The 25,588-nt window shown below is 67.1% G+C and carries 25 protein-coding genes; 9 read left to right on the top strand and 16 right to left on the bottom strand.

Translation table 11 applies throughout. The annotated features are described in order from the left end of the window. The first annotated feature begins 73 nt into the window (after nt 1-73). On the top strand, nt 74-1,282 hold the full coding sequence (locus G7B69_RS07870; RefSeq protein WP_166177885.1) for a DUF445 domain-containing protein: 1,209 nt from the start codon (nt 74-76) through the stop codon (nt 1,280-1,282). Next, a complete protein-coding gene (locus tag G7B69_RS07875; RefSeq protein WP_243415076.1) occupies nt 1,279-1,806 on the top strand; it encodes a GNAT family N-acetyltransferase in 528 nt (175 codons plus the stop codon). Before G7B69_RS07870 ends, G7B69_RS07875 begins: the two co-directional genes overlap by 4 nt. Here G7B69_RS07875 and G7B69_RS07880 read toward each other — a convergent pair. The 8 genes from G7B69_RS07880 to rpe form a co-directional block, all read right to left on the bottom strand. Next, nucleotides 1,803-2,720, bottom strand: a complete 918-nt coding sequence (locus G7B69_RS07880) for an energy transducer TonB (RefSeq protein ID WP_166177887.1) — start codon at nt 2,718-2,720, stop codon at nt 1,803-1,805. The two genes, G7B69_RS07875 and G7B69_RS07880, sit on opposite strands and share 4 nt — an antisense overlap. Nucleotides 2,721-2,812: 92 nt before the next feature. Then, nucleotides 2,813-3,145, bottom strand: a complete 333-nt coding sequence (locus tag G7B69_RS07885) for a hypothetical protein (protein WP_166177889.1) — start codon at nt 3,143-3,145, stop codon at nt 2,813-2,815. Between the two features lie 90 nt (nt 3,146-3,235). Further along, on the bottom strand, nt 3,236-5,158 hold the full coding sequence (dxs, locus tag G7B69_RS07890) for a 1-deoxy-D-xylulose-5-phosphate synthase (RefSeq protein ID WP_166177891.1): 1,923 nt from the start codon (nt 5,156-5,158) through the stop codon (nt 3,236-3,238). Between the two features lie 72 nt (nt 5,159-5,230). Beyond that, nucleotides 5,231-5,692 carry a Fur family transcriptional regulator gene (locus G7B69_RS07895; RefSeq protein ID WP_166177893.1) on the bottom strand — a complete coding sequence of 154 codons (462 nt, stop codon included), beginning with the start codon at nt 5,690-5,692 and terminating at the stop codon, nt 5,231-5,233. A gap of 35 nt (nt 5,693-5,727) precedes the next feature. Further along, on the bottom strand, nt 5,728-6,402 hold the full coding sequence (gene msrA, locus G7B69_RS07900) for a peptide-methionine (S)-S-oxide reductase MsrA (RefSeq protein ID WP_166177895.1): 675 nt from the start codon (nt 6,400-6,402) through the stop codon (nt 5,728-5,730). Nucleotides 6,403-6,654: 252 nt separating this feature from the next. Further along, nucleotides 6,655-8,244 carry a bifunctional phosphoribosylaminoimidazolecarboxamide formyltransferase/IMP cyclohydrolase gene (gene purH, locus G7B69_RS07905; protein WP_166177897.1) on the bottom strand — a complete coding sequence of 530 codons (1,590 nt, stop codon included), beginning with the start codon at nt 8,242-8,244 and terminating at the stop codon, nt 6,655-6,657. A 9-nt stretch (nt 8,245-8,253) separates the two neighbouring features. After that, entirely contained in the window at nt 8,254-10,104 is a 1,851-nt protein-coding gene (locus tag G7B69_RS07910; protein WP_166177899.1) for a heparinase II/III family protein, read from the bottom strand. Beyond that, a complete protein-coding gene (gene rpe, locus G7B69_RS07915) occupies nt 10,101-10,766 on the bottom strand; it encodes a ribulose-phosphate 3-epimerase (protein ID WP_166177927.1) in 666 nt (221 codons plus the stop codon). Before rpe ends, G7B69_RS07910 begins: the two co-directional genes overlap by 4 nt. 152 nt (nt 10,767-10,918) lie before the next feature. On the opposite strand from rpe, the gene G7B69_RS07920 reads away from it, so the two are divergent. Both G7B69_RS07920 and G7B69_RS07925 read left to right on the top strand, forming a co-directional pair. Continuing rightward, the gene (locus G7B69_RS07920; RefSeq protein ID WP_166177929.1) at nt 10,919-11,647 is read left to right on the top strand and encodes an ABC transporter transmembrane domain-containing protein; all 729 of its coding nucleotides are present in this window, start codon (nt 10,919-10,921) and stop codon (nt 11,645-11,647) included. A 221-nt stretch (nt 11,648-11,868) separates the two neighbouring features. Further along, nucleotides 11,869-12,357: a DUF2141 domain-containing protein gene (locus G7B69_RS07925; protein WP_166177931.1), complete on the top strand. Its 489-nt coding sequence runs from the start codon at nt 11,869-11,871 to the stop codon at nt 12,355-12,357. On the opposite strand, the gene G7B69_RS07930 is transcribed toward G7B69_RS07925, so the two are convergent. Genes G7B69_RS07930 through G7B69_RS07940 form a run of 3 tightly spaced genes read right to left on the bottom strand, consistent with a single transcriptional unit; the run spans nt 12,348 to nt 15,006 of the window. Then, nucleotides 12,348-13,106 carry a nucleotidyltransferase family protein gene (locus G7B69_RS07930; protein WP_166177933.1) on the bottom strand — a complete coding sequence of 253 codons (759 nt, stop codon included), beginning with the start codon at nt 13,104-13,106 and terminating at the stop codon, nt 12,348-12,350. The two genes, G7B69_RS07925 and G7B69_RS07930, sit on opposite strands and share 10 nt — an antisense overlap. Then, complete coding sequence (locus G7B69_RS07935) at nt 13,103-13,999, bottom strand: hypothetical protein (RefSeq protein WP_166177935.1); 897 nt, start codon at nt 13,997-13,999, stop codon at nt 13,103-13,105. Before G7B69_RS07935 ends, G7B69_RS07930 begins: the two co-directional genes overlap by 4 nt. Next, nucleotides 13,996-15,006, bottom strand: coding sequence for a diacylglycerol/lipid kinase family protein (locus G7B69_RS07940; RefSeq protein WP_166177937.1), 1,011 nt, complete (start codon nt 15,004-15,006; stop codon nt 13,996-13,998). The genes G7B69_RS07935 and G7B69_RS07940 overlap by 4 nt, the downstream gene beginning before the upstream one ends. 118 nt (nt 15,007-15,124) lie before the next feature. Here G7B69_RS07940 and G7B69_RS07945 point away from each other — a divergent pair, with 118 nt between their 5' ends. Next, complete coding sequence (locus tag G7B69_RS07945; RefSeq protein WP_166177939.1) at nt 15,125-16,249, top strand: CDP-alcohol phosphatidyltransferase family protein; 1,125 nt, start codon at nt 15,125-15,127, stop codon at nt 16,247-16,249. On the opposite strand, the gene G7B69_RS07950 is transcribed toward G7B69_RS07945, so the two are convergent. Beyond that, complete coding sequence (locus G7B69_RS07950) at nt 16,246-16,977, bottom strand: phosphocholine cytidylyltransferase family protein (RefSeq protein WP_166177941.1); 732 nt, start codon at nt 16,975-16,977, stop codon at nt 16,246-16,248. The two genes, G7B69_RS07945 and G7B69_RS07950, sit on opposite strands and share 4 nt — an antisense overlap. 98 nt (nt 16,978-17,075) lie before the next feature. On the opposite strand from G7B69_RS07950, the gene G7B69_RS07955 reads away from it, so the two are divergent. From G7B69_RS07955 to G7B69_RS07965, 3 genes are all read left to right on the top strand, one after another. After that, complete coding sequence (locus tag G7B69_RS07955; RefSeq protein ID WP_166177943.1) at nt 17,076-18,422, top strand: lipopolysaccharide biosynthesis protein; 1,347 nt, start codon at nt 17,076-17,078, stop codon at nt 18,420-18,422. An 18-nt stretch (nt 18,423-18,440) separates the two neighbouring features. Next, on the top strand, nt 18,441-19,634 hold the full coding sequence (locus G7B69_RS07960; protein ID WP_166177945.1) for a M20 metallopeptidase family protein: 1,194 nt from the start codon (nt 18,441-18,443) through the stop codon (nt 19,632-19,634). A 145-nt stretch (nt 19,635-19,779) separates the two neighbouring features. After that, nucleotides 19,780-20,424 carry a PilZ domain-containing protein gene (locus tag G7B69_RS07965; RefSeq protein WP_166177947.1) on the top strand — a complete coding sequence of 215 codons (645 nt, stop codon included), beginning with the start codon at nt 19,780-19,782 and terminating at the stop codon, nt 20,422-20,424. Between the two features lie 2 nt (nt 20,425-20,426). On the opposite strand, the gene msrB is transcribed toward G7B69_RS07965, so the two are convergent. From msrB to G7B69_RS07980, 3 genes are read right to left on the bottom strand one after another with little or no spacing between them, the layout of a single operon-like run. After that, nucleotides 20,427-20,918, bottom strand: coding sequence for a peptide-methionine (R)-S-oxide reductase MsrB (msrB, locus tag G7B69_RS07970; protein WP_166177949.1), 492 nt, complete (start codon nt 20,916-20,918; stop codon nt 20,427-20,429). A 46-nt stretch (nt 20,919-20,964) separates the two neighbouring features. Next, the gene (locus G7B69_RS07975; protein WP_166177951.1) at nt 20,965-22,254 is read right to left on the bottom strand and encodes an ABC transporter permease; all 1,290 of its coding nucleotides are present in this window, start codon (nt 22,252-22,254) and stop codon (nt 20,965-20,967) included. Next, nucleotides 22,251-23,234, bottom strand: a complete 984-nt coding sequence (locus tag G7B69_RS07980; RefSeq protein WP_166177953.1) for an ABC transporter ATP-binding protein — start codon at nt 23,232-23,234, stop codon at nt 22,251-22,253. The genes G7B69_RS07975 and G7B69_RS07980 overlap by 4 nt, the downstream gene beginning before the upstream one ends. 45 nt (nt 23,235-23,279) lie before the next feature. Here G7B69_RS07980 and queG point away from each other — a divergent pair, with 45 nt between their 5' ends. Then, nucleotides 23,280-24,341: a tRNA epoxyqueuosine(34) reductase QueG gene (gene queG, locus G7B69_RS07985; protein ID WP_423717882.1), complete on the top strand. Its 1,062-nt coding sequence runs from the start codon at nt 23,280-23,282 to the stop codon at nt 24,339-24,341. On the opposite strand, the gene G7B69_RS07990 is transcribed toward queG, so the two are convergent. Beyond that, entirely contained in the window at nt 24,325-25,551 is a 1,227-nt protein-coding gene (locus tag G7B69_RS07990; RefSeq protein WP_166177955.1) for an NAD(P)/FAD-dependent oxidoreductase, read from the bottom strand. The two genes, queG and G7B69_RS07990, sit on opposite strands and share 17 nt — an antisense overlap. Nucleotides 25,552-25,588: the final 37 nt, after the last annotated feature.

Below are 25,588 nucleotides of genomic sequence, written 5' to 3' on the forward strand. Positions count from 1 at the left end.
CTTCAGCGTGACCGGCCCGTCAACCGCTCCGGTGCCTTTCCGCACCCCCCTCCCGCCCGACCGCGCGCGGCGCATGCGGCGCGCGGCCACCGGCTTGCTGGTCGCGATGGCGGCCCTCTTCGCGCTCGCCCGCAGCCAGCAAGGCACGCATCCGCTCTGGGACTGGGTGCTCGCTTTCTCTGAAGCGGCGATGGTCGGCGGGCTCGCCGACTGGTTCGCGGTCACGGCGCTGTTCCGCCACCCGCTCGGCGTCCCGATCCCGCACACCGCGATTATCCCCGAGAACAAGGACCGGATCGCCGATTCGATGGCGCGGTTTCTGCAATCGAACTTCCTCATTCCGGTGGTCGTCGCCCGGCGCATGCGGGCGATGAACCTCGCCCAGGCGGCGGGCGATTTTCTCGCCAGTCCCGGGCGCGAGGGTGTTTCACGGATCCGCGGCGGGGCCGGCGAGCTGGTTGCCGAGATGCTCGATTCGCTCGATCCGGAGCGGCTCGGCGGGCAAGTGAAGGCGGGCCTGCTCCACCAGCTCGAACGGCTCGAGATCTCGCCGCTGCTCGGGCAGATGCTGACGGCGGCGATCGCCGACAAGCGTCATCTGCCGTTGCTCGAATCGCTCATTCGCTGGGCCGGCCTGACGCTCGAGGACAACGAGGAGATGGTCCGCCAGATCATCCATCAGCAAGCCAACTCGGTGGTTCGCTGGACCGGCCTTGACGAGCGCCTGGCCAATTCGGTGCTCGACGGGCTCTATCGCCTGCTGGCGGCTGTGCTGGTCGATCCCGAGCATCCGCTCCGCCGCAAGGTCGAGGAAGGGTTGGAGCAACTGGCCCACGACTTGCAGCACGACGCCGATTTGCGCGCCAAGGTCGAGGGCATGAAGCAGGATCTCCTCGCCAACCCCGCGCTGGGCACCTGGTGGACCGGCGTGTGGGAGCGCCTGCGGCTGTCGCTGATCTCATCGGCGCGCGATCCCAAGGGCGGGCTTTCCGGGCCCTTCTCGAGCATGCTCGGCGAGCTCGGCCAGGCGCTGCGCGAGGACCCTGCGCTGCAGCGGCAGGTCAACCGCTTCGCCCGCCGCACCGCGGTCGGGGTCGCAACTCGCTACGGCGGGCAGATCGTCCAGCTGGTCTCGGAAACGGTCAAGCGCTGGGATGTGCGCACGGTGACCGACCGGATCGAGAACGCGGTCGGGCGCGACCTCCAGTTCATCCGCGTCAACGGGACCCTGGTCGGGGGCCTTGTCGGAGTGGCCATCCATCTGCTTAACACAGTGCTGTGACGGGCCAGCCTTTCCTGACCACCGAGCGCCTCGAGCTGTGGCAGCCGAGAGCGAGCGATCTCAAGGCGATGCACGCCATTGTCCTCCAGCCCTCGACCCGCCGCTTTCTCGGGACCTCGGCACCTCTTCACGAGCACGCGACCCGCTTCACGCGCGGCGCCGGCAGCTGGTTTCTCTACGGCTATGGCCCGCTGATGCTGCGGTTGCGGGGCAGCGAGACGCTGATCGGCAATTGCGGCGTGTTCCACACCTTCCGCGGGCTGGGCGACGATTTCGACGATCATCCCGAAGCGGGCTGGATCGTCGCCGCCGACCATGTCGGGCAGGGGCTCGCCAGCGAGGCGATGCGCACCGTGCTCGACTGGTTCGACCGCGAGCATGGCGCGCGGCGGATCGTGTGCATGATTTCGGTGGGCAACGAGCCGTCGCTGAAACTTGCCGCGAAGCTCGGTTTCACGCCGCTGCGGCAAACCGAGCTACCTGACGGCGATGTGGTGCAGTTGCTCGAGCGCCTGCCCGCCTAGCGCCTGCGGCTCGGGAACGGCGGCCCCATGAACAACGGATTGCCGATCCAGTAACCCGGCATCGGCTGCCCGCTGGCGTCCTTGGCCGGCGTGAACTTCGCGTTGGCCAGCGCCGCCTTGCAGATCTTGTCGTTGGTCGTGGCATCGAGCGTCGGCCAATGGACCGTGCACGAGGTGACCTTGCCAGTCGCGTCGACCATCAGGCGCACCTGGTTCGACCCGCCGGCGAGCTTGCCGAAATCGCCGAAGCCGACCGTGCCTTGCGGCAGCCAGCCGACGCCGCCGCCTTCGGGGATGGCACCCGCGGTTTGGGACTGCAGCTTGGCCGGGTCGAGGCCCCAGCTCTTGGCGAGGTCGTCGGCGCAGGCCTGCAGCGCCCCGATCGGGGCCGACAGGTCGCCGGTTTCGACTTCCACCGGCGTGTTGAGGCCGTTGTCGAGAACGAAGCCGGTCATCGCCTTGGCGGCGCCCTGTTCCTTGGCCCGATCGAACGGAGGCGGCGGGCCGGGCGGCCTGCCCGGCGCGGGCGGAGCGAACGGCGCCAGCATGAACGGGCCGAGGTTGTAATACTGCTTGCCGTCGGCCGTGGTCGAATGGGTATAGCGCGCCTTGCGCTCGGGATCGGCCGGGGTGAAATGCCAGCCGATCTCCTCGGCGCTGCGGAACGGCTTGATCGCGTCCGAAACGAGGATCAATCGCGCCATTGGGCCCGGTTCGATCCGCTCGACCGCGAGGGCCAGATCGTTCTTGCCGTCGCTGAATGTGCGCGCCAGCCGGCAGTAGTCGTCACCATAATCGAGCGCCCATTGCCCCGTCGGCTTGAACACCGCGGCCCCAGCCTGCGCCGCGGCGGGCTGCGGCGCGGCCAACAGGCCGGCCATCGCGACACAAGTGACGAACGTTGCAGTTTTCATGAGCCTCTCCCTTGTCGAGACGAGACTATGCAGCTTTCGGAGGCGGTCAAGCAGGCACGCGTGGGTGCGACGAAGTGCGACAAATTCTCAAATCAGCTTTGCTGCCAAAGGCCCAGTTCAAGCCATCGGGCGAAATTGCGGACGGTCCCCTCCCACTCCCGCGGCCACTGCGGCCAGTCCTTCCAATCAACTCCGTAAAGCGCGGCATACCTCGGCAGCCAATCCATCGCCGGATCGTCGCCGTGGATCGGCAGGTCTTTGGACAAGTGGTCGTCAGGGTGCGGCGTGAGCTGCCAACGCGGAAGATATTCGATGATCGCGAACCACACGAACTGGGCCGTTTCCGGGTTCACGTCGCGGCACAGCATCGCGACGAATTCGCTCTCCGTGGGATTGCGCCGCCGCTGGCGGGTGCGGTCGACCATTAGCCGCGTGTTTCGATGCGCCTTTGCGAACAGGACGGCGATGAAACCTGCGGCAAGAAGTGACGGGACCAGCCAGTCAGGCAACGGTCGTCAGGCTCGCGCTTCCTCGACGCCGGCGCTGTTGTGGCGCAGCGCACTGAGCACCGTCGCGACGATGTGCGGGGCGTTGAGGTGGGCCTCGTTGTATTGCTTCTCGGGTGCGTCCTGGTCGAGGAAAAGGTCGGGCAGGCGCATCGTGCGGATTTTCAGACCGGCATCGGTCAGGCCTGCGTCGCTGGCGAGCGTGAGGACATGCGCGCCGAGCCCGCCGATGCTGCCTTCCTCGACCGTGACCACGACTTCGTGCGTGGTCATCAGCTTGCGGATCAGCTCGGAATCGAGCGGTTTGGCGAAGCGCAAGTCGGCTACGGTGGTCGACAGGCCCTTGGCCTCGAGCTGGTCGGCGGCCTTGAGCGATTCGGCCAGCCGCGTGCCCAGGCTGAGCAGCGCGATCTTGTTGCCCTGGCGCACGATCCGGCCCTTGCCGATGGAGAGCCGCTCAGGCGTCTCCGGCAAGGGCACGCCGACGCCGGAACCGCGCGGGTAGCGGAAGGCAATGGGACCTTCGTCGTGGCAAGCGGCGGTGTAGGTCATGTGGACCAGCTCGGCTTCATCGGCGGGGGCCATGACGACGAAGTTCGGCAGCGTTGCGAGATAAGTCACGTCGAAGCTGCCGGCATGCGTCGCGCCGTCGGCGCCAACCAGCCCGGCGCGGTCGATGGCGAAGCGGACCGGCAGGTTCTGGATCGCCACGTCGTGGACGACCTGGTCGTAGGCGCGCTGGAGAAAGGTCGAGTAGATCGCGCAGAACGGACGCATGCCTTGCGCCGCGAGGCCGGCGGCGAAAGTCACGGCGTGCTGCTCGGCGATGCCGACGTCGAATGCGCGCTCGGGATGCGTAGCGGCGAACTTGTCGATCCCCGTGCCGCTCGGCATCGCGGCGGTGATCGCGCAAATGCGCTCGTCGGTTTCGGCGAGCTTGGCGAGCGTTTCGCCGAACACGTTCTGGTAAGCCGGCGGCCCGCCGCTGGCCTTCTTCTGCTCGCCGGTGATGACGTCGAACTTTTGCACCCCGTGGTATTTGTCGGCGCTGTTCTCGGCCGGGGCATAGCCCTTGCCCTTCTTGGTCACGACGTGGACCAGGATCGGACCTTCTTCCGCGTCGCGGACGTTCTCGAGCACCGGGATCAGGTGGTCGAGATTGTGACCGTCGATCGGGCCGACGTAGTAGAACCCGAGCTCTTCGAACAGCGTGCCGCCAGTGACCATGCCGCGGGTGAATTCCTCGGCCTTCTGCGCGGTGTCGTGCACGCGCTGCGAGATGCGCCGGATCGCCTTCTTGGCGAAATGCCGCAAGTGGAGGTAGCTTGGCGAGGAGACCAGCCGGGCAAGATAGGCCGACAGGCCGCCGACCGGCGGGGCGATCGACATGTCGTTGTCGTTGAGAATGACGATTAGGCGATTGCCGGCCGCTTCGGCGTTGTTCATCGCCTCGTAGGCCATGCCGGCGCTCATCGCTCCGTCGCCGATCACCGCAATCCCCTTGCCGGGTTGGCCGTTCAGCTTGTTGGCGATGGCGAAGCCGAGCGCGGCGCTGATCGAGGTCGATGAATGGGCCGCGCCGAACGGGTCGTATTCGCTCTCGCTGCGCCTGGTGAAGCCCGACAGCCCGCCGGCCTGGCGCAAGGTGCGGATGCGGTCGCGCCGGCCGGTGACGATCTTGTGCGGATAGGCCTGGTGGCCGACGTCCCACACCAGCCGGTCCCGCGGCGTGTCGAACACGTAATGCAGCGCGACCGTCAGCTCGACCACGCCGAGCCCTGAGCCGAGGTGCCCGCCGGTGCTGCCGACGGCGTCGATCATCTCGCTGCGCAGCTCGTCGGCGAGCTGGCGCAGCTGCCATTGTTCGAGTCTGCGAATGTCTGCCGGAACTTGCACGGTATCGAGCAGCGGCGTTGCTGGACCTGACGTCATGTGCGGCGCTTACACGGGCAAATCACAAGTGTCGATGAACGGGGAGTGATGTTTGCCTGAGGAATTGCTGAGCTAGCTGGCGCAATCGTTGCACAGCCCGCGCAGCTCGACCACCGGGCGCACGTCGGCGAAGCCGTGCCGGCGCCCGGCCTCGCGCAAGGCATCGGTCAGCTTGTCGTCGTCGAGATGCAGCGCCTGCCCGCAATCGTCGCAGATCAGGTAGATGCAGTCGTGCCGGCACCCGGGATGGGTGTTGACCAGGTAGGCGTTGGCGCTCTCGATGCGGTTGGCGAGGTTGGTGCGCACGAACAGGTCGAGGATGCGGTAGACGCTGTTCGCCGCCACCCGGCGCCCGCGTCGCTTGCCGAGCTCTTCGGCGACGTCGTAGGCCGAGGCCGGCCGCTCATGATCGGCGAGCGCCTCGAACACGTCGGCGCGCATCTGCGTCCACTGCTCGCCGGCGGCGGTGAGCACCTGTTCGGCTTCGGTGACGAGCTTGTCGCCCGAATGTTCGCGATGGGTGTGCCCGGCCATGCGCCCGATATAGGGCGCCGGGGCGCGCGCGGCAATCAGCCGGTCTGGAACGTCGGGCTATAGAGCGAGGGGTAGAGCTTCTTGAGCGCCTCTACCTTGGGCAAGTCCCAGTACTTGATATAGGCGTGGTTCGGATTCCTGAGCGCGAAATCCTGGTGGTAGCCCTCGGCCGGGTAGAACGGCTTGGCGGGGGCGATCGCGGTGACGATCGGCGACTTCCATTTCCCGCTCGCCTTCATCTGCGCGAGGTAGGCCGCCGCCACGGCGCTCTGTTCCTTGCTCAGCGGCACCAGCGCGGCGTTGTACTGCGTGCCTTCGTCGGGGCCCTGGCGATTGCGCAGCGTGGGATCGGCGACGACCGAGAAAAACACCTGCAGCAGTTGGTCGTAACGGACGACCTTGGGGTCGTAGACGACCTTGACCGACTCGCGATGGCCGGTGGAACCGCTCGACACGGTCTCGTAATCGGCGTCGGCCTTGCTGCCTCCGTCGTAGCCCGAGACCGCGCTGTGCACGCCCTTGATGTGGCTGAACACGGCCTCGACACCCCAGAAGCACCCGCCCGAAAAGATCGCCGTCTTGAGCCCGGGCGTCTCGTGCGCAACGCGCGTCGCCGCGGGCGCGGCGACGACGTTTTCGGCAGCGATTGCAGGGCCTTGGCAGGCGGTGGCGGCGAGTGCCGCAGCGGCGAGCAGGAGTTTGATTCGCATTCCGGCCTTATACCAGCTGCGGAACGAATTGGGCAGCCATAAGCAGGGCCGTGATCCCGAAGCCGAGGAAGAAGGCGCGGTAAAGGTCGGGTTTGAACAGGCCCATCGGGTGGTCTTTCGAGGTTTGCGTCTGAATTTGCCCTCCCGTCCTGCCGAAGGGAGGCTTGCCAAAGATTGAAGTCGTTGTTCATGTCACCGTCAGGCGCGACCAAGCGGTCGCGCAATGCGACGAACTGCCGAAAACCGGCGAGATCAGTGCCGGAAGTGGCGCATTCCGGTGAAGACCATCGCCAGGCCGGCGGCGTCGGCGGCGGCGATCACCTCGTCGTCGCGCATCGATCCGCCCGGCTGGATCACCGCCGTCGCCCCCGCTTCGGCGGCGGCGAGGAGGCCGTCGGCAAAGGGGAAGAAGGCGTCGGAGGCGACCGCGCTGCCGACCGTCCTCGGTTCATGCCAACCATAGGTCTCGGCCGCCTCGCGTGCCTTGATGGCGGCGATCCGCGCGCTGTCGCGGCGGTTCATCTGCCCGGCGCCGATGCCGGCGGTCGCGCCGTCCTTGGCGTAAACGATGGCGTTGGACTTCACATGGCGGGCGACGGTCCAGGCAAACAGGCAGTCTTTAAGTTCCTGTTCGGTCGGTTCGCGCGCGGTTACGACCTTGAGGTCGGCGGCCGAGATCGCGCCGTTGTCGCGGCTCTGAACGAGAAGACCGCCGGCGATCGGCTTGACCAGCAGGCCGCCGCGCCGGGCATTGGGGAGCTCGTCGATCAGCAGCAAGCGCAGGTTCTTCTTTCGCGCGAAGGCCGCCTTTGCTGCGTCGTCGGCTCCAGGGGCTACGACGACTTCGGTGAAGATCTCGCAGATCGCCTCGGCCGTGCTGCCGTCGAGCGGTCGATTGACCGCGACGATCCCGCCGAACGCCGAGACGCTGTCGCACTGCAGGGCAGCGGTCCACGCCTGCAACAAAGTCGCTCCTTGTGCGACGCCGCACGGGTTGGCGTGCTTGACGATCACCACTGCCGGGTCGCCGTCTTTGAATTCGGCGATCAGCTCGAGCGCGGCGTCGGCGTCATTGTAGTTGTTGTAGCTGAGCTCCTTGCCCTGGACCTGCTCCGCCTGGGGCAAGCCGGAGACATGCGGGCCGACCGGCGCGTAGACCGCCGCCGTTTGGTGAGGGTTCTCGCCGTAACGCAGCTCGGCGAGCTTGCGGCCGTTGAGGGCGATCATGTCCGGGAAGGTCTGCCGCTGGTCGGCGAACGCGAACCACTGGCTGATCATCGCATCGTAGGCCGCAGTGGCGGCAAAGGCCTTGGCTGCCATCGCCTTGCGAAACTCAAGTGTCGTCGCGCCGTCGTGCGCGGCAAGCTCATTGTAGAGCGCGTCGTAGTCGGCCGCGTCGGTAACGATGGTGACGTAGCGGTGGTTCTTTGCCGCCGAGCGGACCATGCTCGGCCCGCCGATGTCGATGTTCTCGATCACCGTGTCGCGGTCGGCGCCGCGCATCACGGTTTCCTCGAAGGGATAGAGATTGACCACCACGAGGTCGATCGCGCCGATGTCGTGCGCCTCCATCGCCGCGGCATGCTCGGGATCGTCGCGCACCGCCAGCAGCCCGCCGTGGATCGCCGGGTGGAGGGTCTTCACGCGCCCGTCCATCATCTCGGGAAAGCCGGTGACGTCGGACACGTCGCGCACGTCGAGCCCGGCCTCGCGGAGCGCCCTCGCGGTGCCGCCTGTCGAGATCAGCTCGACCCCGGCCTTGGCGAGCTTGCTGCCCAGGTCGGCGAGGCCGCTCTTGTCGGACACGGACAGCAGCGCCCGCTTGATTGTCACGTCGGTCATTGCACTAATTCAGCCCAGTCTCTTGAGCAGCCAGGAGAAGCTTCCCCCACCGCGCGATTCCATGCCCTCTATCACCAGTTGCGCCACTGCGTGAGGGCGTCCGTCGCCATCGACCCACAGGCTTTCGTCGACCATGACTTCGCCCGAGATCGACAGGAACTGCCAATAACTGCCGTCGGGAAGCGCGAGGTGCACGCCGCGCTTGCTGTCCGTCAGCGTTGCCTCGATGCCAGGGCCGAGATGGAAGCGGATCGCGTAAGGAATCTTGCCGCGCTTGGCCCGGCGCCCGGCGGGCACCAGCAAGTCCTCGCCGCGCAGCTCGGTGCCGTCGTCGCGCAGGATCAGGATGCGGCGATGGATGAGGCCGAAACGTTGGGCATAGCCATCGTGGCTTGCCTCCAGCCGGGTTGCCGTCGCCTGGCCGCTTTCGACCAGCCGGCGGTCGACCTCGACTTCGCCGACGCCGCTGCCGAGCTTGCCATTGATCAGCACCGAAGTCGAATTGGCCTCGCCGAGCACCAGCGTCGAGTGCGCGGCGGTCCCGCGCAGGCCCTGCTCGATCCGCACCGGGACCATCCCGCCGGCAAACGCCGCGCCTCCGCAATTGACGATCAGCCGCTGCGTGCCGTGCGACAGCTCGAAGGCCAGGGTCGAGGCGCAACCAAACCGGGTGTGTCGTGCGAGCGGTGGCGGCGCGGCGTCGAACTGCAGCACGCTGCGCCCGGCGGCAATTCTTTGATAGCCCCACTGGCGCGCGTCGCGCAGGGGTCGGCTGCGCACGCCGCTCGCCTTGACGAGCGCGGCGATGCGCTCGGCGGGAGCCGCGCCGGCGCCTTGCCAGTTGCCCAGCCCGCCATCGGCATGGAGCAGCGTGAGCAGCGGCGGAACGAGCATCCGCTCCATCGTCTCGATCGCTTGCGGCGGGTCGCGGCGGGTCGCGCGGTAGCAGGCGCCGAGCTGGACCAGCAGGGCGATCGCTTCCATCTGGTCGAGCGGGCTGCGCGACAGCACGCCGCCGTCGGTACCGACGACTTCACCGAGCGCGCGGACCAGCCCGGCCTCGCCGAACAGCCGCCGCGGCTTGCCGTCGGGCAGCAGCAGCCCGGCGGCCACGATCGCGCACCACCCGGCGAGCTCGGCGAGGCGGTCCTCGGCCTTGCCGACATTGCGGTCGAGCCAGCGCGCGGTGTCCGCCAGCGCGGCGAGGGTGCGCCGCCGCAAGCGCTTGTCGCTCCCTGAAAGCAGCAGTGGGGCGTGGACCAGCCAGCCGAGCACGCGATGCCCCGTGTGGCCGACCTTCCAGGCCGTGCCCTTGGCCGGATGGGGATTGGCATCGAGCCAGGAGGTCAGGATACGCTCGGCGGTGGCGGTGCACTGCTGGCGCGGCGCGCAGGCATCGAGATCGGCAAGCCAAGAGAACCCGTGGATCGTGCGCTCGAACGGCGGCGTCAGCCGGGCCACCGAGGAGAAGTCCATTTGCCCGATCGGCACCTTGATTCCGTGGATCAGGAAGTGCCCGGCGCGAAGCGCCATTCCGCCGACCCGGTCGCCGGAGAGAGGGTTCTCGACCGTCGCCAGCAGGCGCGGTGCGGCGCGCTTGCGAAACGGCGCGACCAGGGTGGGACCGGGAACGCCGAGCCGGTAAGCGAAGCGGATCAGCCGCTCGCCGGGAGAGGTCTCGGGTGGGGCGAAGTCACCCAGCGCCAGCGCGCGCCCGGGTTCGATCGCATCCGGCACCGGCGGCGAGGCTTCCACCAGTGGCTCGGGCGGATCGGGATCGAGCGGGATCGCCATCGATAATCCTTCCGCGGGGTCCTCGCGTTCCAGCGCCAGCCGCGGCTGGAGCAGGCTCTCGCTCATGGCGCGGCGCTCTTGAGGGCGGCGATGTTGCCGGCATAGGCAGCCGGTCCGCCCTTGAACACGGCCGACCCGGCGACGAGCACGTCGGCCCCGGCTTCGATGCACTGCCGCGCGGTCTCGGGCGTTACCCCACCGTCGACCTCGAGCCGGACGTCGCGGCCGGCGCTGTCGATCATCTTGCGCACGGCGGCAATCTTCTTGAGCTGGCTGGCAATGAAGCTTTGCCCGCCGAAGCCCGGATTGACGCTCATCACCAGCACCAGGTCGACCTCCTCGATCAGGTAATCGAGCATCTTCGCCGGCGTTCCGGGATTGAGCGAAACCCCGGCCTTCTTGCCCAGAGCGCGGATGGCCTGGAGGGTGCGATGGATGTGCGGGCCCGCTTCGGGGTGGACCGTGATCACGTCTGCCCCCGCTTCGGCGAAGGCTTCAAGCCACTGGTCGACCGGGCTGACCATCAGGTGGACGTCGAACGGCTTGGCGCTGTGCGGCCGGAGGGCCTTCACTACCGCCGGGCCGATGGTCAGGTTGGGCACGTAATGCCCATCCATCACGTCGATGTGGATCCAGTCGGCCCCGGCTTCGTCGATCGCTCGCACTTCCTCCCCGAGCCGGGCGAAATCGGCCGACAGGATCGATGGGGAGATCAAGGTTGCGGGCATGGCTCCCTTTGAGGCCTTAACACTGCCCACAGACGCAACAAGCGCGGCAAGGTCCTTTTCCACACGCTTCAAGGTGCGCCAAGCTATCGGCTTGTGAGTCTCCACGCGAAACGCGTAAGTGCTCGGCATGGCCGGGCAGGACAGAGACACGCATGGTTTGCGCAAGCCTTTACGCGCCGGGGGGCGGTCTCCGCTTTTTCGAGCTTTTCCGTCGCAACGGCAGTCTGTTCCCGTGGGTTGTCCTGCTGGGATTCGCATCCTCGCTCTGCGAAGGGCTTGGCGCGGGCCTACTGATCCCGCTTCTGTCGCTCCTGCTGAGCCAGAACCTTCCGTCGGCCACTCCGGCGGCGATCCGCGACATTGCCGATGTTACCGCGGGCTGGACAATCGCCTCGCGCGCGACGGTGCTTGGCGGCGCAGTCGTCGCCCTGTTCGTCGCAAAAGCGCTGGTTCAGGTCCTGAATACCGCCCTCCAGACCAAGCTCGTGGAGCAATTGGCCCACGCGATACGCTGCGCCGTGGCGGGAAAGCTGCTCAAGGTCGATTATCCCTTCCTGCTGCGGCAGGACGGCGCGCGCTTGCTGAACGTGTTCTATTCCGACGCCTGGCACCTTACCGTGTGGATTCGCTCGCTGCTTTCGCTGGTATCGTCGGGAATTGCGGTGGGGGTCATCGCGCTGATCCTGTTTTGGCTCGACGTGCGGTTGAGCCTGATAGTCACGGGATGCTTCGTCCTTGCGCTGGTGGCGTTTCCTTTCGTCGAGCGCCGGCTGCGAGCGCTAACCGCTGCCCCGATCTCACGATCGCGCGAAAGGTACTTCCCGGATGGACCTGCCATGTTCCCTACGAGGAGGGGGTCCGTCTCACGTTCGAATGGATGAGGGAAGAGCTCGCGGCTTCAGGCCAGGCGGCGGTGCTCGAGCCAAACGCCCGAGCAACCGCAGGCTGAACGTCCCCTTCGCGACGGATTAAGACGTTGTTCAGTGCGAGGTGGCCAAAAAAGCCCCTATCCCAGGCATCAAGCGTCTTGTGGTCCAGGTGGAATTGACCTGGGATTCTCCCATGATGCGTGGCGCAAGAAACGGATTTTCGGAGTAGTATCGTGAAACGATTCCTCGGCAAAGCAACGGCCGCTCTTGTTCTTGCGGTGGTCGCGATCGCCGCCCCTGCGGCCGCCCAGTTCCGCAACAAGATCGCCGATGAACCGGCGAACTGCCGCGCGGGCGGGCCGGCGGTGAACGTCCGCATAAGCGGGATAACCCCGGCGAAGGGCATTCTGCGGGTGCAGCTCTATCGCGGCACCGAAGCGGACTGGCTGAAGACCGGCCGCTGGCTCAACCGCATCGAAGTCCCGGTCCACGGCACTTCGGAAACGGTTTGCATGCCGGTGCCGGGCAAGGGCACTTATGCCATCGCCGTACGCCACGACGTCAACGGCAACGGCAAGACCGATCTTCGTGCAGACGGCGGCGGGATGTCGAACAATCCGTCGATCAGCATCCTCAATCTCGGCAAGCCGAGCTACAAGCAGACGGCTTTCGCGGTCGCCGACGGCGTAAAGTCAATTTCGATCCAGATGCGTTATTTCTGACGGAATTCGGCTATCCGTCGGACTAGCGCGAGGTCCTCGGGCTTGTCGACGTCGATCGCCGCGCGGCCGTCGCTGGCGGCCACCAGTGCTGCGCTGACGCCAAGCCTGTTGCCGAGGCGCGCGACGGCTTCGACGAGAGTCAGCTTGCCGCGCCAGTAGCTCCAAAGCGTGCCGATCCCCAGTCGTCCGGCGATGCGCCAGGGCCGCTTGCGATCGGCCTCCACCTGCTTCCAGGCGGCAATCGCACGTTCGGCCGTGGGGCTGGCCAGCAGGAACAGGTTGCAACCCGACCACTGCCCGTCGGCAAAGGTCAGCCAGGTGCGATGCGTATCGGGTGCGGCGGCTTCGACCCGGCCGCGCTCGGCGAGCATCAGCGAAACGTCGGCGACGCCCGGCGTTCCTGCGACCAATTCCTTGATCCAGGCTGCCTCGAGCAACGGATGATCGCCGGTGGTGACCAGCAGCGGCGCGCCGAAGCGCTCGAACGCCAGGCCGACGCTCTCGCTCGGGCCTCGCGCGGTCGAAAGCACCGTGGTGCCGAGCCTGCGAGCTTCCGCTTCGACGGCGTGGTGACTGGCGGAGACGGCGATGTCCTCGATCCCCGCGTCGCGAAGTGCCCGCACAACGCGCTCAAGCAGGGTGTGCCCGGCAACCTTTGCGAGCACCTTGTGGGCGACCCCCTCTGCTGCGGCGACCGGATCTTCTGCTCCGGGGCGCGAGCCGGCGAGGATGACGGCCTTCAGGCTCATCGCGCGGCGTTTCGATGGCGCCAGACACGCCACAGCACTCCGGGGGCGGCCAGCAGCGGGTGCCGCTCGCGCCACGGGGTGACCTCGACGGGGACGCCGGTGTGGCGTTCCACCTTCCACGCCGCATAGCGCGCCGCGCCATCGAACGTGCCCGCAGCGCGCGCGAGCCGGGCGGCGTTGAGCAACTTGCCCAGGCGTCGACGCGCGCGCCACCAGGCAAGGATTTCTCGCCGGTCGGCTTCACTCATGCGCGGCACGATCGTCGAACCGTTCTCGATATAGGCAACTCCGGCCGAGCCCAGCGCGGCGCCCAGCAGGCCGGCAAAATGTTCGCGATGGGCGGCGAGAATCGAATCCTCTCGCCCCGGAGGCTCGACCCTTAGCTCGGCGCGGTAGGTCGCGCGGAACAGCGCTCGCCAGTAATCGTCGGCCTGCCCTTGGTTCGGGCCGAGCGCGATGGCAAGCCGCGCCGCGGTCCGCGCCGCGGCGGAAACCGCCCTCACCACACTCGCTGCCGCTTCACCGTTGCGCTGCCAGACTAGCGCGCTGGGCTGGACGAAACGCGCCCAGATGGTCGTGTCGAGCGTTTCGCCGGCGGCCGCTTGGTTGAACTTCGCCATCGTCATGGTGGCGATCTTGGCGCGCAACCGGGTGTCACCGACATCCCATTCGCGGTACGAAACGCGCGGCCATAAGCCCTTTTCGGGCGCGCCGGGCGTCAGCACATAGAAATCGAGTACGCCATCGAGTGAACCGGTGCGGAGGTTCGAACCGTAGAACAGCACCACCAGAGCCCCGACACCTTGGCCGAGGGCGCGCGCCTGGGCTGTCACCGCCGGGTCGACCTCTCGGGCAAGCATCGCGGCGATGCGCTGCGCGAGCGCCTCGCTCACGGCACCACGAAGCGCAGCTCGGGCCCCAGGGAAACCCGGTAGGCTCCGGGCGGAAAGGCTTCGCCGTCGAGGATGAAGCGGTCGTCCAGGGTCATCAGGTAACTGTCCGGCGCCAGCCAGTGGTAGCCGAATCGCGCGGGATCCTTGGGCTGTCGACCGAAGGCGATCTGCGGAACGCGCAGCAGGCTCTTGCGCCAGGGGCGGTCGAGGATAGCGAGCTTCAGACCCTTGCGCATCGCGCCGAACGGCTTGAGTCCCATCGGAAAGTTTTCGAGCGTCGACGACAGCAGGATGTAACGCTGCGGGTCGTCGCCAGCGATCGGATCGCCGCGCTCGTCGGTTACGCGAATACCGGTCGGTCGGCGCCAGGCGTTTCCGCTACCGGCGAGGAATGCCTGGGCGAGAGTCCAGAACGTGGTGACGAACACCGCCAGCGAATTGAACGCCCCCCAGCGATGCGCCGACTGGCCGAGGCTGATCGAACGGGTGAACACGCCGGCGCCGAGCATGAAGCCCTGGACACGCGCCTGCGGGTCCTCCGCTTCGGCAACCACCAGCGTGCGGCGTCGCGCAAAGCTGTCCTTCCTGGCCAATTCCAGGGCGTGACCGAGTTCCCACTGCGGCGTTAGGCCGAGATCCGCGGCGAGTGCGTTGGTCTTGCCCTTGGGCAGCACGATCAGCGGCGGCCAATCGTCACCGAAGGCCGAAGCGCCCCACGTCAGTACGTCGCGCACGGTGCCGTCCCCGCCATCGATCGCCAGATAATCGATGCCGGCGCTGGCGAAGCGGGCGAGGACCTCAAGCAAATCGGTGCGCTTGAGCGCGGTTTCGGTAATCACCTCCGCTCGCGCGGCCTGTTCCGGGGCCAGGCCCTTGTTGCGGAAGCTGCGGGGATTGCGGATCACTCCCACGAGCGGGACCGCCCGAGGTTCGGCGCGGCCGATGCTGCGCAGCGGCACGGGCAAGGCCTGAGGCAGGCTATCGAAGGTCTTGATCGGGTGGTTCATCTGACTGAGGTTTAGCGCTCGGCGGCCGGCAGTGGCGACGCAATATCCCTTCCTTGCCCTCGTGGTAATCTAGTGCGCCGTTGCGCAAGTGGAAAGGGGGCCTTAATCGCCGCCCCGAATGGCTGCGCCTGCTTCCCCGCCCGCCCTCGAAACCGTCGGCGCCAACCCGACGCGGCTCTGGGGCCTGACGATGACCGAGAGAAATGCACGGATCGGCCGCAAAGCCGGGCTGGGCGGCGCAGGCGCGCCCGTGGTGCTGGCCAATGCCGAGATCGCTGCCGACCCTGCCTGGCTGAACCATGTCGCCGTTCACCCGGGTCTGGTGCTGACACTCGCGGGCGTCCCCGCCATCGCCCATGCGCGCGATGAGCACGAGGCAGCCGTGTTGCGGGAAGCGATGCGCGGCAGCGCGGCGGTCCACGAGCCAGCGCGGTTCGAGTTGATGGCCTATGAAGACGGCGGGACAATCGAGAACCGTGCGTTGCGCAAGCGTGAACGGCCGTTCCTGATGGAGCTCACGCCCGGCACCGTGCGGGCGAGCGAACGGGCGAGCTACTTCGGCGCCTACAAGGGCGTCACCGATCTGCTCACCAAGTACCTGTGGCCCGAATGGGCGCTGTGGCTCACGCGGCTCGCCGCGTGGCTCGGCCTGAGCCCGAACATGGTGACCACGATCGGTGGCTTGCTGTGCGTCGCCGCCACCGTCGCCTTCGCGTATGGGCATTACTGGCTGGGGTTGGCGCTGGGCCTCGCCTTCATGGTGCTCGACACCGTCGACGGCAAGCTTGCGCGGTGCACGATCACGTCGAGCTGGTGGGGTAACGTGTTCGACCATGGGCTCGACCTGGTCCATCCACCGTTCTGGTGGTGGTTCTGGGCGACCGGGCTGGCGCATGTCGGCCTCGCATTGTCGGACGCGCTGTTCTGGTGGGTCGAGGCGACCATCTTCATCGGTTACTGGGTGCAGCGCGCAATCGAAGGCGCCTTCATCGCCTGGTTCGGCGGAATCCATATCCATGTCTGGGAACGGTTCGACAGCCGCTTCCGGTTGATCACTGCGCGGCGCAACCCCAACATGGTGATCCTGTTCGTTTCGATGGCGTTCGGCCGGCCCGATCTCGGCATCGTCGCGGTTGCGGTGTGGACCGTCGTCAGCTGCCTGGTCCATGCGGTGCGACTATTCCAGGCCCTGGCGCGCAAGCGCAGCGGCCAGCCGGTCAGGTCCTGGCTGGCCGACGCCTAGCCGGTAAATCCGGGCTCGTGTTCGGCGCGCCAGACAACGATGTCCTCGGGCCGATCGACTTCCTGCCAGAACCCCGCGGCGCGCTCGATCGCGGCGACGACACGACGCTTCGCCAGACGGTCGACGATGTCGTGATGATAGGCGCCCGCCCCGCTGCGCTCGGCCATCAGCTCTTCGAGAGCCTGCGCATAATCGGCATAGTCCTTTGCGGCCAGGACCAGGCCGAGCGAGCGATGGGTCGCCTCTCCCTCGGGCAGGTCCTTGGACACGGCACGCACGGCGCCGTTCTCTGTCCGCACCAGCATGTCGTCGTACGAGGCCGCGGCAACAGGTTCGACCACCAGCCCCAGGGTGGCGCCCGGCGCGGAGAGCGCCGCCGCGAGGATTTCCGGGTCGAACAGCGTGTCGCCGTTGAGGAGGCAAAAAGGTTCCCCTAGCCGGTCGCGTGCCATCCACACGCTGCCGATGCTGCTCGCCACGGCCCAGAACGGGTTGAAACGCGTCTCGACCTCGAGCGGCTGGGGCCGGCGCAGGGCCTGGTCGACCTGCTCGTGGCGGTAACCCGTCACCACCAACACGCGCCTGAGGCCCGCAGCGGCCAGGGCGGCCAGTTGCCGTTCGAGCAGGGTTTGGCCGCCCACCTCGATGAGGCACTTCGGAATCGTCGCGGTGACGGGCAGCAATCGCGAGCCTTGCCCGGCGCTGAGGACGATGGCCTGTTCGATCATGCGGCCTCGCGCTCTACGGTCCGCCAGCGTCAGTGGCAATGCCTTGCCATGCCGCCGCCGCTTGCAACGCGCCGCGCGCTCGGCCACAGCAGCGAGAGATGGTTAGCGCGCACAATGGCCTCCGCGAGCAATCCCCCTTGGCGCGGATCATCGCGAACACGGCCTGGCTGCTGGGCGGCCGGAGCGTGGGCGGCCTCCTCAGCCTCGTTTACATTGCCATCCTTACGCGCTCGCTGGGGCTCAAGGCGTTCGGCCACTTTTCGCTGATTTTCGGCACCTCGCAGGCATTGATCGCGTTGGCCGGGTTCGAAACCTGGCGCATCGTGGTCCGCTACGGCGCCGAGCATGTCCACAAGGAGGACTGGGCCGCCTTCTGGCGCCTGAGCCTGTTTGCCGGCCTCCTTGACGTTGCGGGGGCGGTCGCCGGGACGATCTTCGCCTACATCGTGTTCTTCCAGTTCAGCCATCTGCTGCATCTCAACCACAGGCTGGTCCAGACCGCCTTCTGGTTCAACGTGGCCGCGGTCTGGGCCCTGGTTTCGGCTCCCACCGGAATCGTTCGTGCGCTCGACCGCTTCGATGTTTCGACCTACGTCGAAGCGGTGGTGCCGACCGGGCGCCTCGTGGCCGCTGTCACCATTTGGCTGACCGGGCCCAGCCTGGTGCGCTTCCTCATTGCGTGGGCGGCGATCGATTTGCTCGAAGCGGCTCTCTACTGGATCATGGCGCGGCGGCTGTGCCCGCAGGCGATCCGCCTCACCTATCGGAGCGGCTGGCGTCAGGTCTTTCGCGAGAATCCGCGTATCAATCGGTTCTTCTGGGTCACCTACGCCGGCGCGACGCTCGATGCCTTGCTCAAGCAGGGTCCGCTGCTGGCGGTCGGTTATTTCGTCGGCACCAGCTCAGCCGGCCTGTTTCGACTTGCGCGGCAACTGGCGCAAAGCCTCGGCAAGCTGGCGGGAATGCTGACCCGCGCGGTCTACGCCGAGATTGCCCGTGCCCGAGTCGCTTCCGACACCCACGAGTTCCGCCGTCTGGCGAACCGCACGGCGCTGTTCGCGGGCATCGGCGGCGTGATCGTCGTAATCCTCGCACTGCTGCTGGGCGGCACGCTCATGGACTTGCTCGGCGGCGACGCATTCAGAGGAGGAGGAACGCTCCTCGTGCCGCTGGCGATTGCCGCCAGCTTCGACCTTGCCGCGGTCGCGTTCGAGCCGGTGCTGCACGCAACCGGCCACCCGCATTATTCCCTCACGGCGCGTTTCGTCGCCGTCGTGGCGGCCGCGATCGCGCTGGTGGCATGGGTGAACGCCTATGGAGTTCACGGAATTGCCTGGGCGGTCGCGGTCGGTGGGGCGGTCGGTTACCTCGCGCTCGGCGCGCTGACGCGCTACACGCTCAGGCGGCTCGATAACTCGCCGCCGGCCGTCGACACTGCCATTTGACAAGCCCAAGGATCGCCCATGCCGATCGAAGCCCTGCTTGATGACGCCCGCGGCATCGCCGGCCGCATCACCGCGCTGCGCCGCGCGATCCATGCTGAGCCCGAGCTGGGCCTCGAAACGCCCAAGACTCTCGCCAAGGTGCGCGCCGAGCTGGCCGATTTGCCGCTCGAGTGGCGCGAAGGTCGTTCCTGCACCGGTGCGGTCGCAGTGCTTGGTGCGGGCAAGCCCGGTCGCAGCGTGCTGCTGCGCGGCGACATGGATGCGCTCCCGATGGATGAAGACACCGGGCTGGAGTTCGCCTCTACCCTCGTCGGCCGGATGCACGCCTGTGGGCACGACACGCACACCGCAATGCTCGCCGGGGCCGCGCGCCTGCTTGCCGCCCGCGCCGATGAGCTCGCCGGCGAGGTGCGCTTCATGTTTCAGCCGGGTGAGGAAGGCTATCACGGGGCTCGTTTCATGCTCGACGACGGGCTGCTCGACCCGTTGCCCGAAGCCGCCTTCGCGCTGCACATCATGCCCAACGCTCCGCACGGGATGATCGGCAGCCGCGCGGGTACGCTGCTCGCCTCGGCGGACATGCTCGAGATCTCGGTCGTCGGGCGCGGCGGCCATGCTTCGATGCCGCACGACACGCGGGATCCGGTGCCCGTCGCCTGCGAGATCGTGCTGGCGCTGCAGGCGATGGTCACGCGGCGGTTCGACGCCGCCGATGCGGTCGTCGTCACCGTCACGCAGATGGACGCCGGCAGCGCGCACAACATCATTCCGGACCGGGCGCGGCTGAAGGGAACCATCCGCACGCTGTCGCCGGCCAATCGTGCAGCGGTGGCGCAAGCGACGAGACAGCTCGCGGAAAACATCGCCTCGGCGCACGACTGCACCGCCGAGGTGACGATCACCGAGGGCTTCCCGCCGACGGTCAACGACGCGCGCGCAGTGGCACTGGCCGAAGCGGTGGCGACGGCGCTGCCCGAGGGCGCGTTCATGCACCTGCCCGCGCCGATCATGGGTGCGGAGGACTTCTCCTATGTCCTCGCCAAGGTGCCGGGGATGATGGCGTTTCTCGGCGTCGCCGAGGCCGGCGCCGACTGGCGCCACTGCTGCGGAATCCATTCGAACCGCATGCTGGTCGATGAAACGGTTCTGCCGCGCGGCGCGGCCTTTCTTGCCGCGTGCGCCGCGCGCTTTCTCGAACGAGGGTGGGATTAGCCGGATGTGACCGATCTAACCCATTGATTCCAATCATAAGGTAAACTGCGCAAGTAACATTAGCATTTCCGCAAGGTAAACGCTGGCAGACTCTAGGATGGGACTAGCCGGCGAAAGGGCGCCGGAGACTGGGAAGAGCTTGCGAATGTCGCTTTCTGCGCACGAAGACCCGAGCGCGGCGGGGCAGGCCGCCGCGGCGCTTGCCGACGCCGAGCACCGCGAGGCGAAGCGCTACACGCCGCTCATCCGCACCGCCAAGATTACCGGCGTCGCGGGCGAGTTCCTGTGCGTGGTGAGCGATGTTTCGGCAACCGGCGTCAGCGTTCGGCTGTTCCATCCCCTGCCACGCGACAAGTCGCTGAAACTTGAGATGCCGAACGGCGAGCAACTGCCGATCGAACCGGTGTGGGAACAGGAGGGGCGGGCCGGCTTCCGCTTCGCTTCCCCGGTCGAGTTGTCCCGGGTCCTGTCGGGCCACAGCAAATGGCCGAAGCGGCCGATCCGTCTCAATCTCGACATGCCGGCGACGCTGGCCGGCCTGACCGGTCGTTTCGATGCGACGATCAAGAATATCTCGCTGCAAGGCGCACAAGTGGAATGTGCCGCGCGGCTGGCGATCGATCAGCGCTTGCGTCTGTCGAGCAACATCCTGCCTGAGATCGTCGCCAAAGTGCGCTGGCGCAACGGCAGGTATTACGGACTGATCTTCGACAACACTTTCCAGTTTGCCGATCTCGCGCGCATCGCGGCCTTCGCCCAGGGTATTGCGCTCGAGCGCTTGTCGGCCTGACCTTAGGTCGGGCGGAACTTCATTCCGTCGCCATCCATGCAATAACGCAAGCCGGTCGGCTTGGGACCGTCCTTGAACACGTGTCCCAAGTGCCCGCCGCAATCGGCGCAATGCACCTCGGTGCGCGGGTAGCCGAGCTTGAAATCGGTCGTGGTGCCGACCGCTCCGGGCAAAGGTTGCCAGAAGCTCGGCCAACCGGTTCCGCTTTCGAACTTGGTCGCCGAGGAGAACAGCTCGTTGTCGCATCCGGCGCACAGAAAAGTGCCCTTGCGGTGCTCGTTGAGCAGCGATGAGCTGAACGGCTGCTCGGTGCCTTCCTCGCGCAAGATGTAATACTGCGCCTTGGTCAGCCGCTTCCTCCATTCGGCGTCGCTGTAGTTGATCTTGAAGCCCTTCGCCTGAGCGGGAGAGCCGCAGGCCGTGAGGAAAGAGGCGGCCGCCCCGGCGCCAAGCCAGGTCAACGCGGTGCGGCGGGTTTGCTGTTGGTCGATCATGATCGGGGACTCTATCTGCGTTTCAGAAACCGGCGCTGAACGGCAACTATATCGGAATACGAGATGATTCTTCAAGCTCGGCTCGGCCGGCGCGCCTGAAAAGCCCGCGCCGTTTGACCGGCTGCGGACCCGATTTCATCACTCGCCGCCGGAACAGCCGCGCGCCGATGCGAACGGCCATCGCCACCCACAAGGCCTGCCAGGCGAGCGCCACGACGTGCGGCCACAGCGCCGGCTCCTGCGCGGCGCGGGCGAGCATCGCGAACGGCGAGCTCAACGGGAAAGCCATGGCGAGCACTTCGACCGGTTCCCCTGGATGAGCCATTGAATAGCTGGCGAAGAAGAACAGCAGCACTTGCGCCATCGTCACCGGCATCGACAGCGTCTGCACCTCGCGCACGGTCGTCGCCAGCGAGCCGATGGACAGGAAGATCGAGCCGAGCAGCAGGTAGCCCATCGAGAAGTAGGCTACGCCGAGGAGGAAGAACATTGGCCAGCCGACCCCCGGAACGGGCAAGTGCGACGGATCGATCCAGCCGGCCATCGCCCCGCCCATATCCGCCAGGCCGAGCAGCGAGCCGATCACCGTGGCCCACACCGAGATGCCGACCAGCGACACGCCGAGCATGGCGAACAGCTTGCCCATGAACACCGCGTCCATCGGGATCGCCGCGGCGAGGATTTCAATGATCTTGTTGGCCTTTTCTTCGACCAGATTCGAAAGCACCATGCCCGCGAGCAGCATGATCAGCAGGAACAGCAGTGTCTGGCCGGCTTGAGCGGTGGCAATGCGGGCGCGCTTCTGGCTAGCGCCGCTAGTTGCGACCTTGACCGTGGCGACCGTGGGATAGACGCTCGGCGCCTGCTTGAGCGCACTCGCAGCCATCAGGGCCACGTCGCCGGTGAACATATCGAGCCGCCCTTCGGGCGCGGTCAGTACGGGATGCGCCGGCGTACCGGTAATCACGGCCGCGACGTTGTCCTGCTTGCGCTCGAGGTAGGCCCGGGCGTCGAAGCTCTCGTCCGGCGCGAGGCGCTCCAGCACACGTAGCTGCGGAAGCGAATAAGCGAGCACCGGTGCGAGATCGCCGTGGGCCCTGAGCATCGCGTCGATGTCCGGAGAGGCCATGGCGATGCCGATCTCGGGCATGCCCGAACTCTTGTCGAGCGCATTGCCGATCCCGCCGGCGAGCCCGCCGACCAGCAGCGGGAATAGAGGCCCGAGCAGGAAGAAGAAGAATGTCCGGCTGAACAGGACGGCGACGAAGTCGCGCCGGGCGATGACCCACGCCGCGCGCCACAGCGGCAGGCGGGATTTCGGAGTCGTGTCGCTCATCGCCGCGCCTCCACCGGGCTTTCTACTTCGAGTGCGCGTGCGGCGGCCTCGCCGGCGATGGCGACGAAGGCATCGTGCAGCCCGGCGCGTTCGATCGAGAGCGAGAGAATCCCCGCGTTGCCCTCGATCAGCGCGCGCAGCAGCGGCTCGATGCCGCTTTCCGGCAGCGGGAAATTCCAGAAATTGCCCTCAACTCGCGCAGCCGGCGGCAGGGCGACGCGCCACGGCCCGTCCTTGCTCGCGGTTTCGAGGCGAACCTGCGCCGGAATGCGGTCGCGCGCGGCGTCGACCGAGCCGGCGTAGGGAACCTTGCCGCCGGCAATGATGGCGACGTTCTCGCACAGCCGTTCGGCATGGGCGATCACGTGGGTCGAGAAGATCACTGTGGTGCCCTTTTCGGCGAGCGAGTGGATCAGCCGTTCGAGCTTGCCCTGGTTGATCGCGTCGAGCCCGGAGAACGGCTCGTCGAGCACCACCAGCCGCGGCTCGTGGACCAGGGTGCCGAGCAACTGGACGGTCTGCGCCATCCCTTTGGAGAGGTGGCGAATCTGCCGATCGGCCGCATAGCCGAGACCGTGATTTTCGAGCAGCTCGCGCCCGCGCTCGCGGCCGATCTTGAGCGGCAGCCCGCGGAGAGCGCCCATGAAGGCGATCGCCTCGTAAGCCTTCATCGAGGGATAGAGCCCGCGCTCCTCGGGCAGGTAGCCGATCAACCGGGCGATATCCTGCGGCCTTTCGTGCCCGAGCACCCGGCGCGTGCCCTCGTCGGGGTCAATGATGCCGAGCAGGATGCGCAGCATGGTCGTCTTGCCGGCGCCGTTGGGGCCGAGCACCCCGTAGATCGCCCCTTCGGGGACCTCGAGGTCTATCCCGGCGACCGCGAGCGTGCCGTCGAAACGCTTGACCAGGCCATGCGCTTCGATGGCGAGCGAACCGGCGGCGTTGCGACAGGTGGGGGCTTGGCCTAGCGCTGCGTCCATCGCGCCGGCGGTACACGGCGCGGGTAAACGCGAGCAAGGGCGATTGTGGTTAACGCGGTGGACACCGATGACCTCAAGCAGCGGCTGAAGGCCAGAGCGCACGAACTCGGCTTCGTCGCGGTCGGTTTCGCGCCGGCCAAGGACGATCCGCTCCGCGGCCGGCGCTTGCGGGAATGGCTCGCGGCCGGACTCCACGGCGAAATGGCGTGGATGGAGAACCGCGCCGATGTACGCCAAGGCCCGCAGTCGATGTGGCCCGAGGCGCAAAGCGTGATCGCGCTCGGCATGAGCTACGCGCCGGGGGTCGAACCCATGGCGCTGGCGGCACACCCGGAGAAGGCGCGGATCTCGGTTTACGCGCAGGGCCGCGATTACCACGACACGGTCAAGAAGGCGCTCAAGGCGCTGGCCCGCTGGATCGTCGAGCAAGTGCCGGACACTTCCCTCAAGGTCTTCGTCGACACGGCGCCGGTGATGGAAAAGCCGCTCGGCGAGGCGGCGGGGATCGGCTGGCAGGGCAAGCACACCAATCTCGTCAGCCGCGAGCACGGAAGCTGGCTGTTTCTCGGGGCTATCTACACCACGCTACCGTTTGTGCCCGATGACCCGCACGAAGAACGCTGCGGCAGCTGCAACGCCTGCCAGGCCGCGTGCCCGACCGACGCCTTCCCGGGCCCTTACCGGCTCGATGCACGGCGCTGCATCTCCTACCTGACGATCGAGCACAAAGGGCCGATCCCCGAGGAGTTCCGCGAAGCGCTCGGCAACCGCATTTACGGCTGCGACGATTGCCTTGCTGTGTGCCCGTGGAACAAGTTCGCCGATACGGCGCAGCGGCATCACGATTTCGTGCCCCGCGAGGAGCTCGTCGCGCCCGACCTCGCGCAGTTGCTGACGCTAGACGACGCCGCTTTTCGGCAGAAGTTCTCCGGTTCGCCGATCAAGCGCATCGGCCGCAATCGCTTCGTGCGCAATTGCTTGATCGCGGCAGGCAACAGCGGTGAAGGTGGGTTGATCGAGCCGGTGCGGCGATTGGCCGTCGATTCCGATCCCGTGATTGCCGAGGCGGCGCGCTGGGCGCTCGGCCGACTTAAAGCATCGCCTTGAGCTCGGTCTCGGTGTCGAGCAGCACCTCCGGGGCGATCACCGCGCGATCCTCGACCAGCTGGCGGCCTTGCGCGTAGTCCTTGGTGCGGTTGACGCAATCGAGGGCGATCACCCGCCCTTCTTTCAGGTAGATCACCGAGAAACTGCGCGACGCCGGATCGCCGCGCAGCACGGTGGCGTCGTGTCCGAGACTGAGGCCGGCAGTCTGCAGGCGCAGGTCGTACTGGTTCGACCAGAACCACGGCAGTGCTGCATAGGGCTGGGGATCGCCGCAGATTGCCTTCGCCGCGCAACTGGCCATGTCGGTCGCGTTCTGCACGCTTTCGAGGCGGACCACCGCGCCGCCCGCGTAGGGACTGGCATGCGCGGCGCAATCGCCGATGGCGTAAATGTCCGGCAGGCTGGTGCGGCAATAAGGGTCCACCTCGACCCCGTTGGCGCCCGCCGCGCCGGCGGCGATCAGCGGACCGACCGCCGGGACGATGCCGATGCCGACGACGAGCATGTCGCATTCCAGCGTTGCTCCAGAGGTAAGCTTGACCGCAGTCACGCGATCGCCGTCGCCCTCGATCACGTCCACTTCCGCGCCGAGCCGCACATCGACGCCGTGGCCTCGATGTTCGTTCTCGTAGAAGCGCGACAAATCCTCCCCTGCGACCCGGCTCAGCACGCGCTCCTGCGCTTCGAGTAAGGTGACCTCGCAGCCAAGCTTCGTGAGAACGGCGGCCGCCTCGAGCCCGATGTAGCCGCCGCCGATGACCACGACTTGCCGCGCTCCGGCCTCCAGTTCGGCCTTCATTCGGTCGACGTCGGCCTTGTCGCGCACCGCGTGAATTCCCCCGAGATCGGCCCCGGGGCACGACAAGCGCCGCGGGTCGCCGCCGGCGGCCCACACCAGCGAGCCGTAAGCGATCGTCTCGCCGCCGACGACGGTGAGCTCTTTCGCCGCAGGGTCGACCTTGGTCACCGCGCAGGCGAGCCTGAGAGCGATGTCCTTGCCGGCCCAGAACGGCTCTGGGCGGATCAGCATCCGCTCGAACGGCTTGTCGCCGGCGAGATATTCCTTCGACAGTGGCGGCCGCTCGTAAGGTGGCTCGGGATCGCGGCTGAGCATCAGGATCGAGCCGGAAAAGCCGTTCTGACGCAAGGCGATCGCTGCCTGGGCACCGCCGTGGCCGGTGCCGACGATTACGAGATCGGCGCTGCTCATCCGCCTGCGCTCGGCGAAAGCGGGCCGCGCGTCAAGC

The organism is Croceibacterium segetis (assembly GCF_011320115.1).
GTDB lineage: Bacteria > Pseudomonadota > Alphaproteobacteria > Sphingomonadales > Sphingomonadaceae > Croceibacterium_B > Croceibacterium_B segetis.

What these genes read in the sequence shown, in the direction of transcription:
- G7B69_RS07940 (WP_166177937.1), bottom strand. Translation starts at nt 15,006, where the DNA reads ATGAACCACCCGATCAAGACCTTCGATAGCCTGCCTCAGGCCTTGCCC.
- G7B69_RS07975 (WP_166177951.1), bottom strand. Translation starts at nt 22,254, where the DNA reads ATGAGCGACACGACTCCGAAATCCCGCCTGCCGCTGTGGCGCGCGGCG.
- rpe (WP_166177927.1), bottom strand. Translation starts at nt 10,766, where the DNA reads ATGCCCGCAACCTTGATCTCCCCATCGATCCTGTCGGCCGATTTCGCC.
- G7B69_RS07920 (WP_166177929.1), top strand. Translation starts at nt 10,919, where the DNA reads ATGGTTTGCGCAAGCCTTTACGCGCCGGGGGGCGGTCTCCGCTTTTTC.
- G7B69_RS07880 (WP_166177887.1), bottom strand. Translation starts at nt 2,720, where the DNA reads ATGAAAACTGCAACGTTCGTCACTTGTGTCGCGATGGCCGGCCTGTTG.
- G7B69_RS07980 (WP_166177953.1), bottom strand. Translation starts at nt 23,234, where the DNA reads ATGGACGCAGCGCTAGGCCAAGCCCCCACCTGTCGCAACGCCGCCGGT.
- G7B69_RS07950 (WP_166177941.1), bottom strand. Translation starts at nt 16,977, where the DNA reads ATGATCGAACAGGCCATCGTCCTCAGCGCCGGGCAAGGCTCGCGATTG.
- G7B69_RS07885 (WP_166177889.1), bottom strand. Translation starts at nt 3,145, where the DNA reads ATGGTCGACCGCACCCGCCAGCGGCGGCGCAATCCCACGGAGAGCGAA.
- G7B69_RS07960 (WP_166177945.1), top strand. Translation starts at nt 18,441, where the DNA reads ATGCCGATCGAAGCCCTGCTTGATGACGCCCGCGGCATCGCCGGCCGC.
- G7B69_RS07955 (WP_166177943.1), top strand. Translation starts at nt 17,076, where the DNA reads ATGGTTAGCGCGCACAATGGCCTCCGCGAGCAATCCCCCTTGGCGCGG.
- purH (WP_166177897.1), bottom strand. Translation starts at nt 8,244, where the DNA reads ATGACCGACGTGACAATCAAGCGGGCGCTGCTGTCCGTGTCCGACAAG.
- G7B69_RS07965 (WP_166177947.1), top strand. Translation starts at nt 19,780, where the DNA reads ATGTCGCTTTCTGCGCACGAAGACCCGAGCGCGGCGGGGCAGGCCGCC.
- G7B69_RS07910 (WP_166177899.1), bottom strand. Translation starts at nt 10,104, where the DNA reads ATGAGCGAGAGCCTGCTCCAGCCGCGGCTGGCGCTGGAACGCGAGGAC.
- G7B69_RS07990 (WP_166177955.1), bottom strand. Translation starts at nt 25,551, where the DNA reads ATGAGCAGCGCCGATCTCGTAATCGTCGGCACCGGCCACGGCGGTGCC.
- msrB (WP_166177949.1), bottom strand. Translation starts at nt 20,918, where the DNA reads ATGATCGACCAACAGCAAACCCGCCGCACCGCGTTGACCTGGCTTGGC.
- G7B69_RS07945 (WP_166177939.1), top strand. Translation starts at nt 15,125, where the DNA reads ATGGCTGCGCCTGCTTCCCCGCCCGCCCTCGAAACCGTCGGCGCCAAC.
- msrA (WP_166177895.1), bottom strand. Translation starts at nt 6,402, where the DNA reads ATGCGAATCAAACTCCTGCTCGCCGCTGCGGCACTCGCCGCCACCGCC.
- dxs (WP_166177891.1), bottom strand. Translation starts at nt 5,158, where the DNA reads ATGACGTCAGGTCCAGCAACGCCGCTGCTCGATACCGTGCAAGTTCCG.
- G7B69_RS07895 (WP_166177893.1), bottom strand. Translation starts at nt 5,692, where the DNA reads ATGGCCGGGCACACCCATCGCGAACATTCGGGCGACAAGCTCGTCACC.
- G7B69_RS07930 (WP_166177933.1), bottom strand. Translation starts at nt 13,106, where the DNA reads ATGAGCCTGAAGGCCGTCATCCTCGCCGGCTCGCGCCCCGGAGCAGAA.
- G7B69_RS07870 (WP_166177885.1), top strand. Translation starts at nt 74, where the DNA reads ATGCGGCGCGCGGCCACCGGCTTGCTGGTCGCGATGGCGGCCCTCTTC.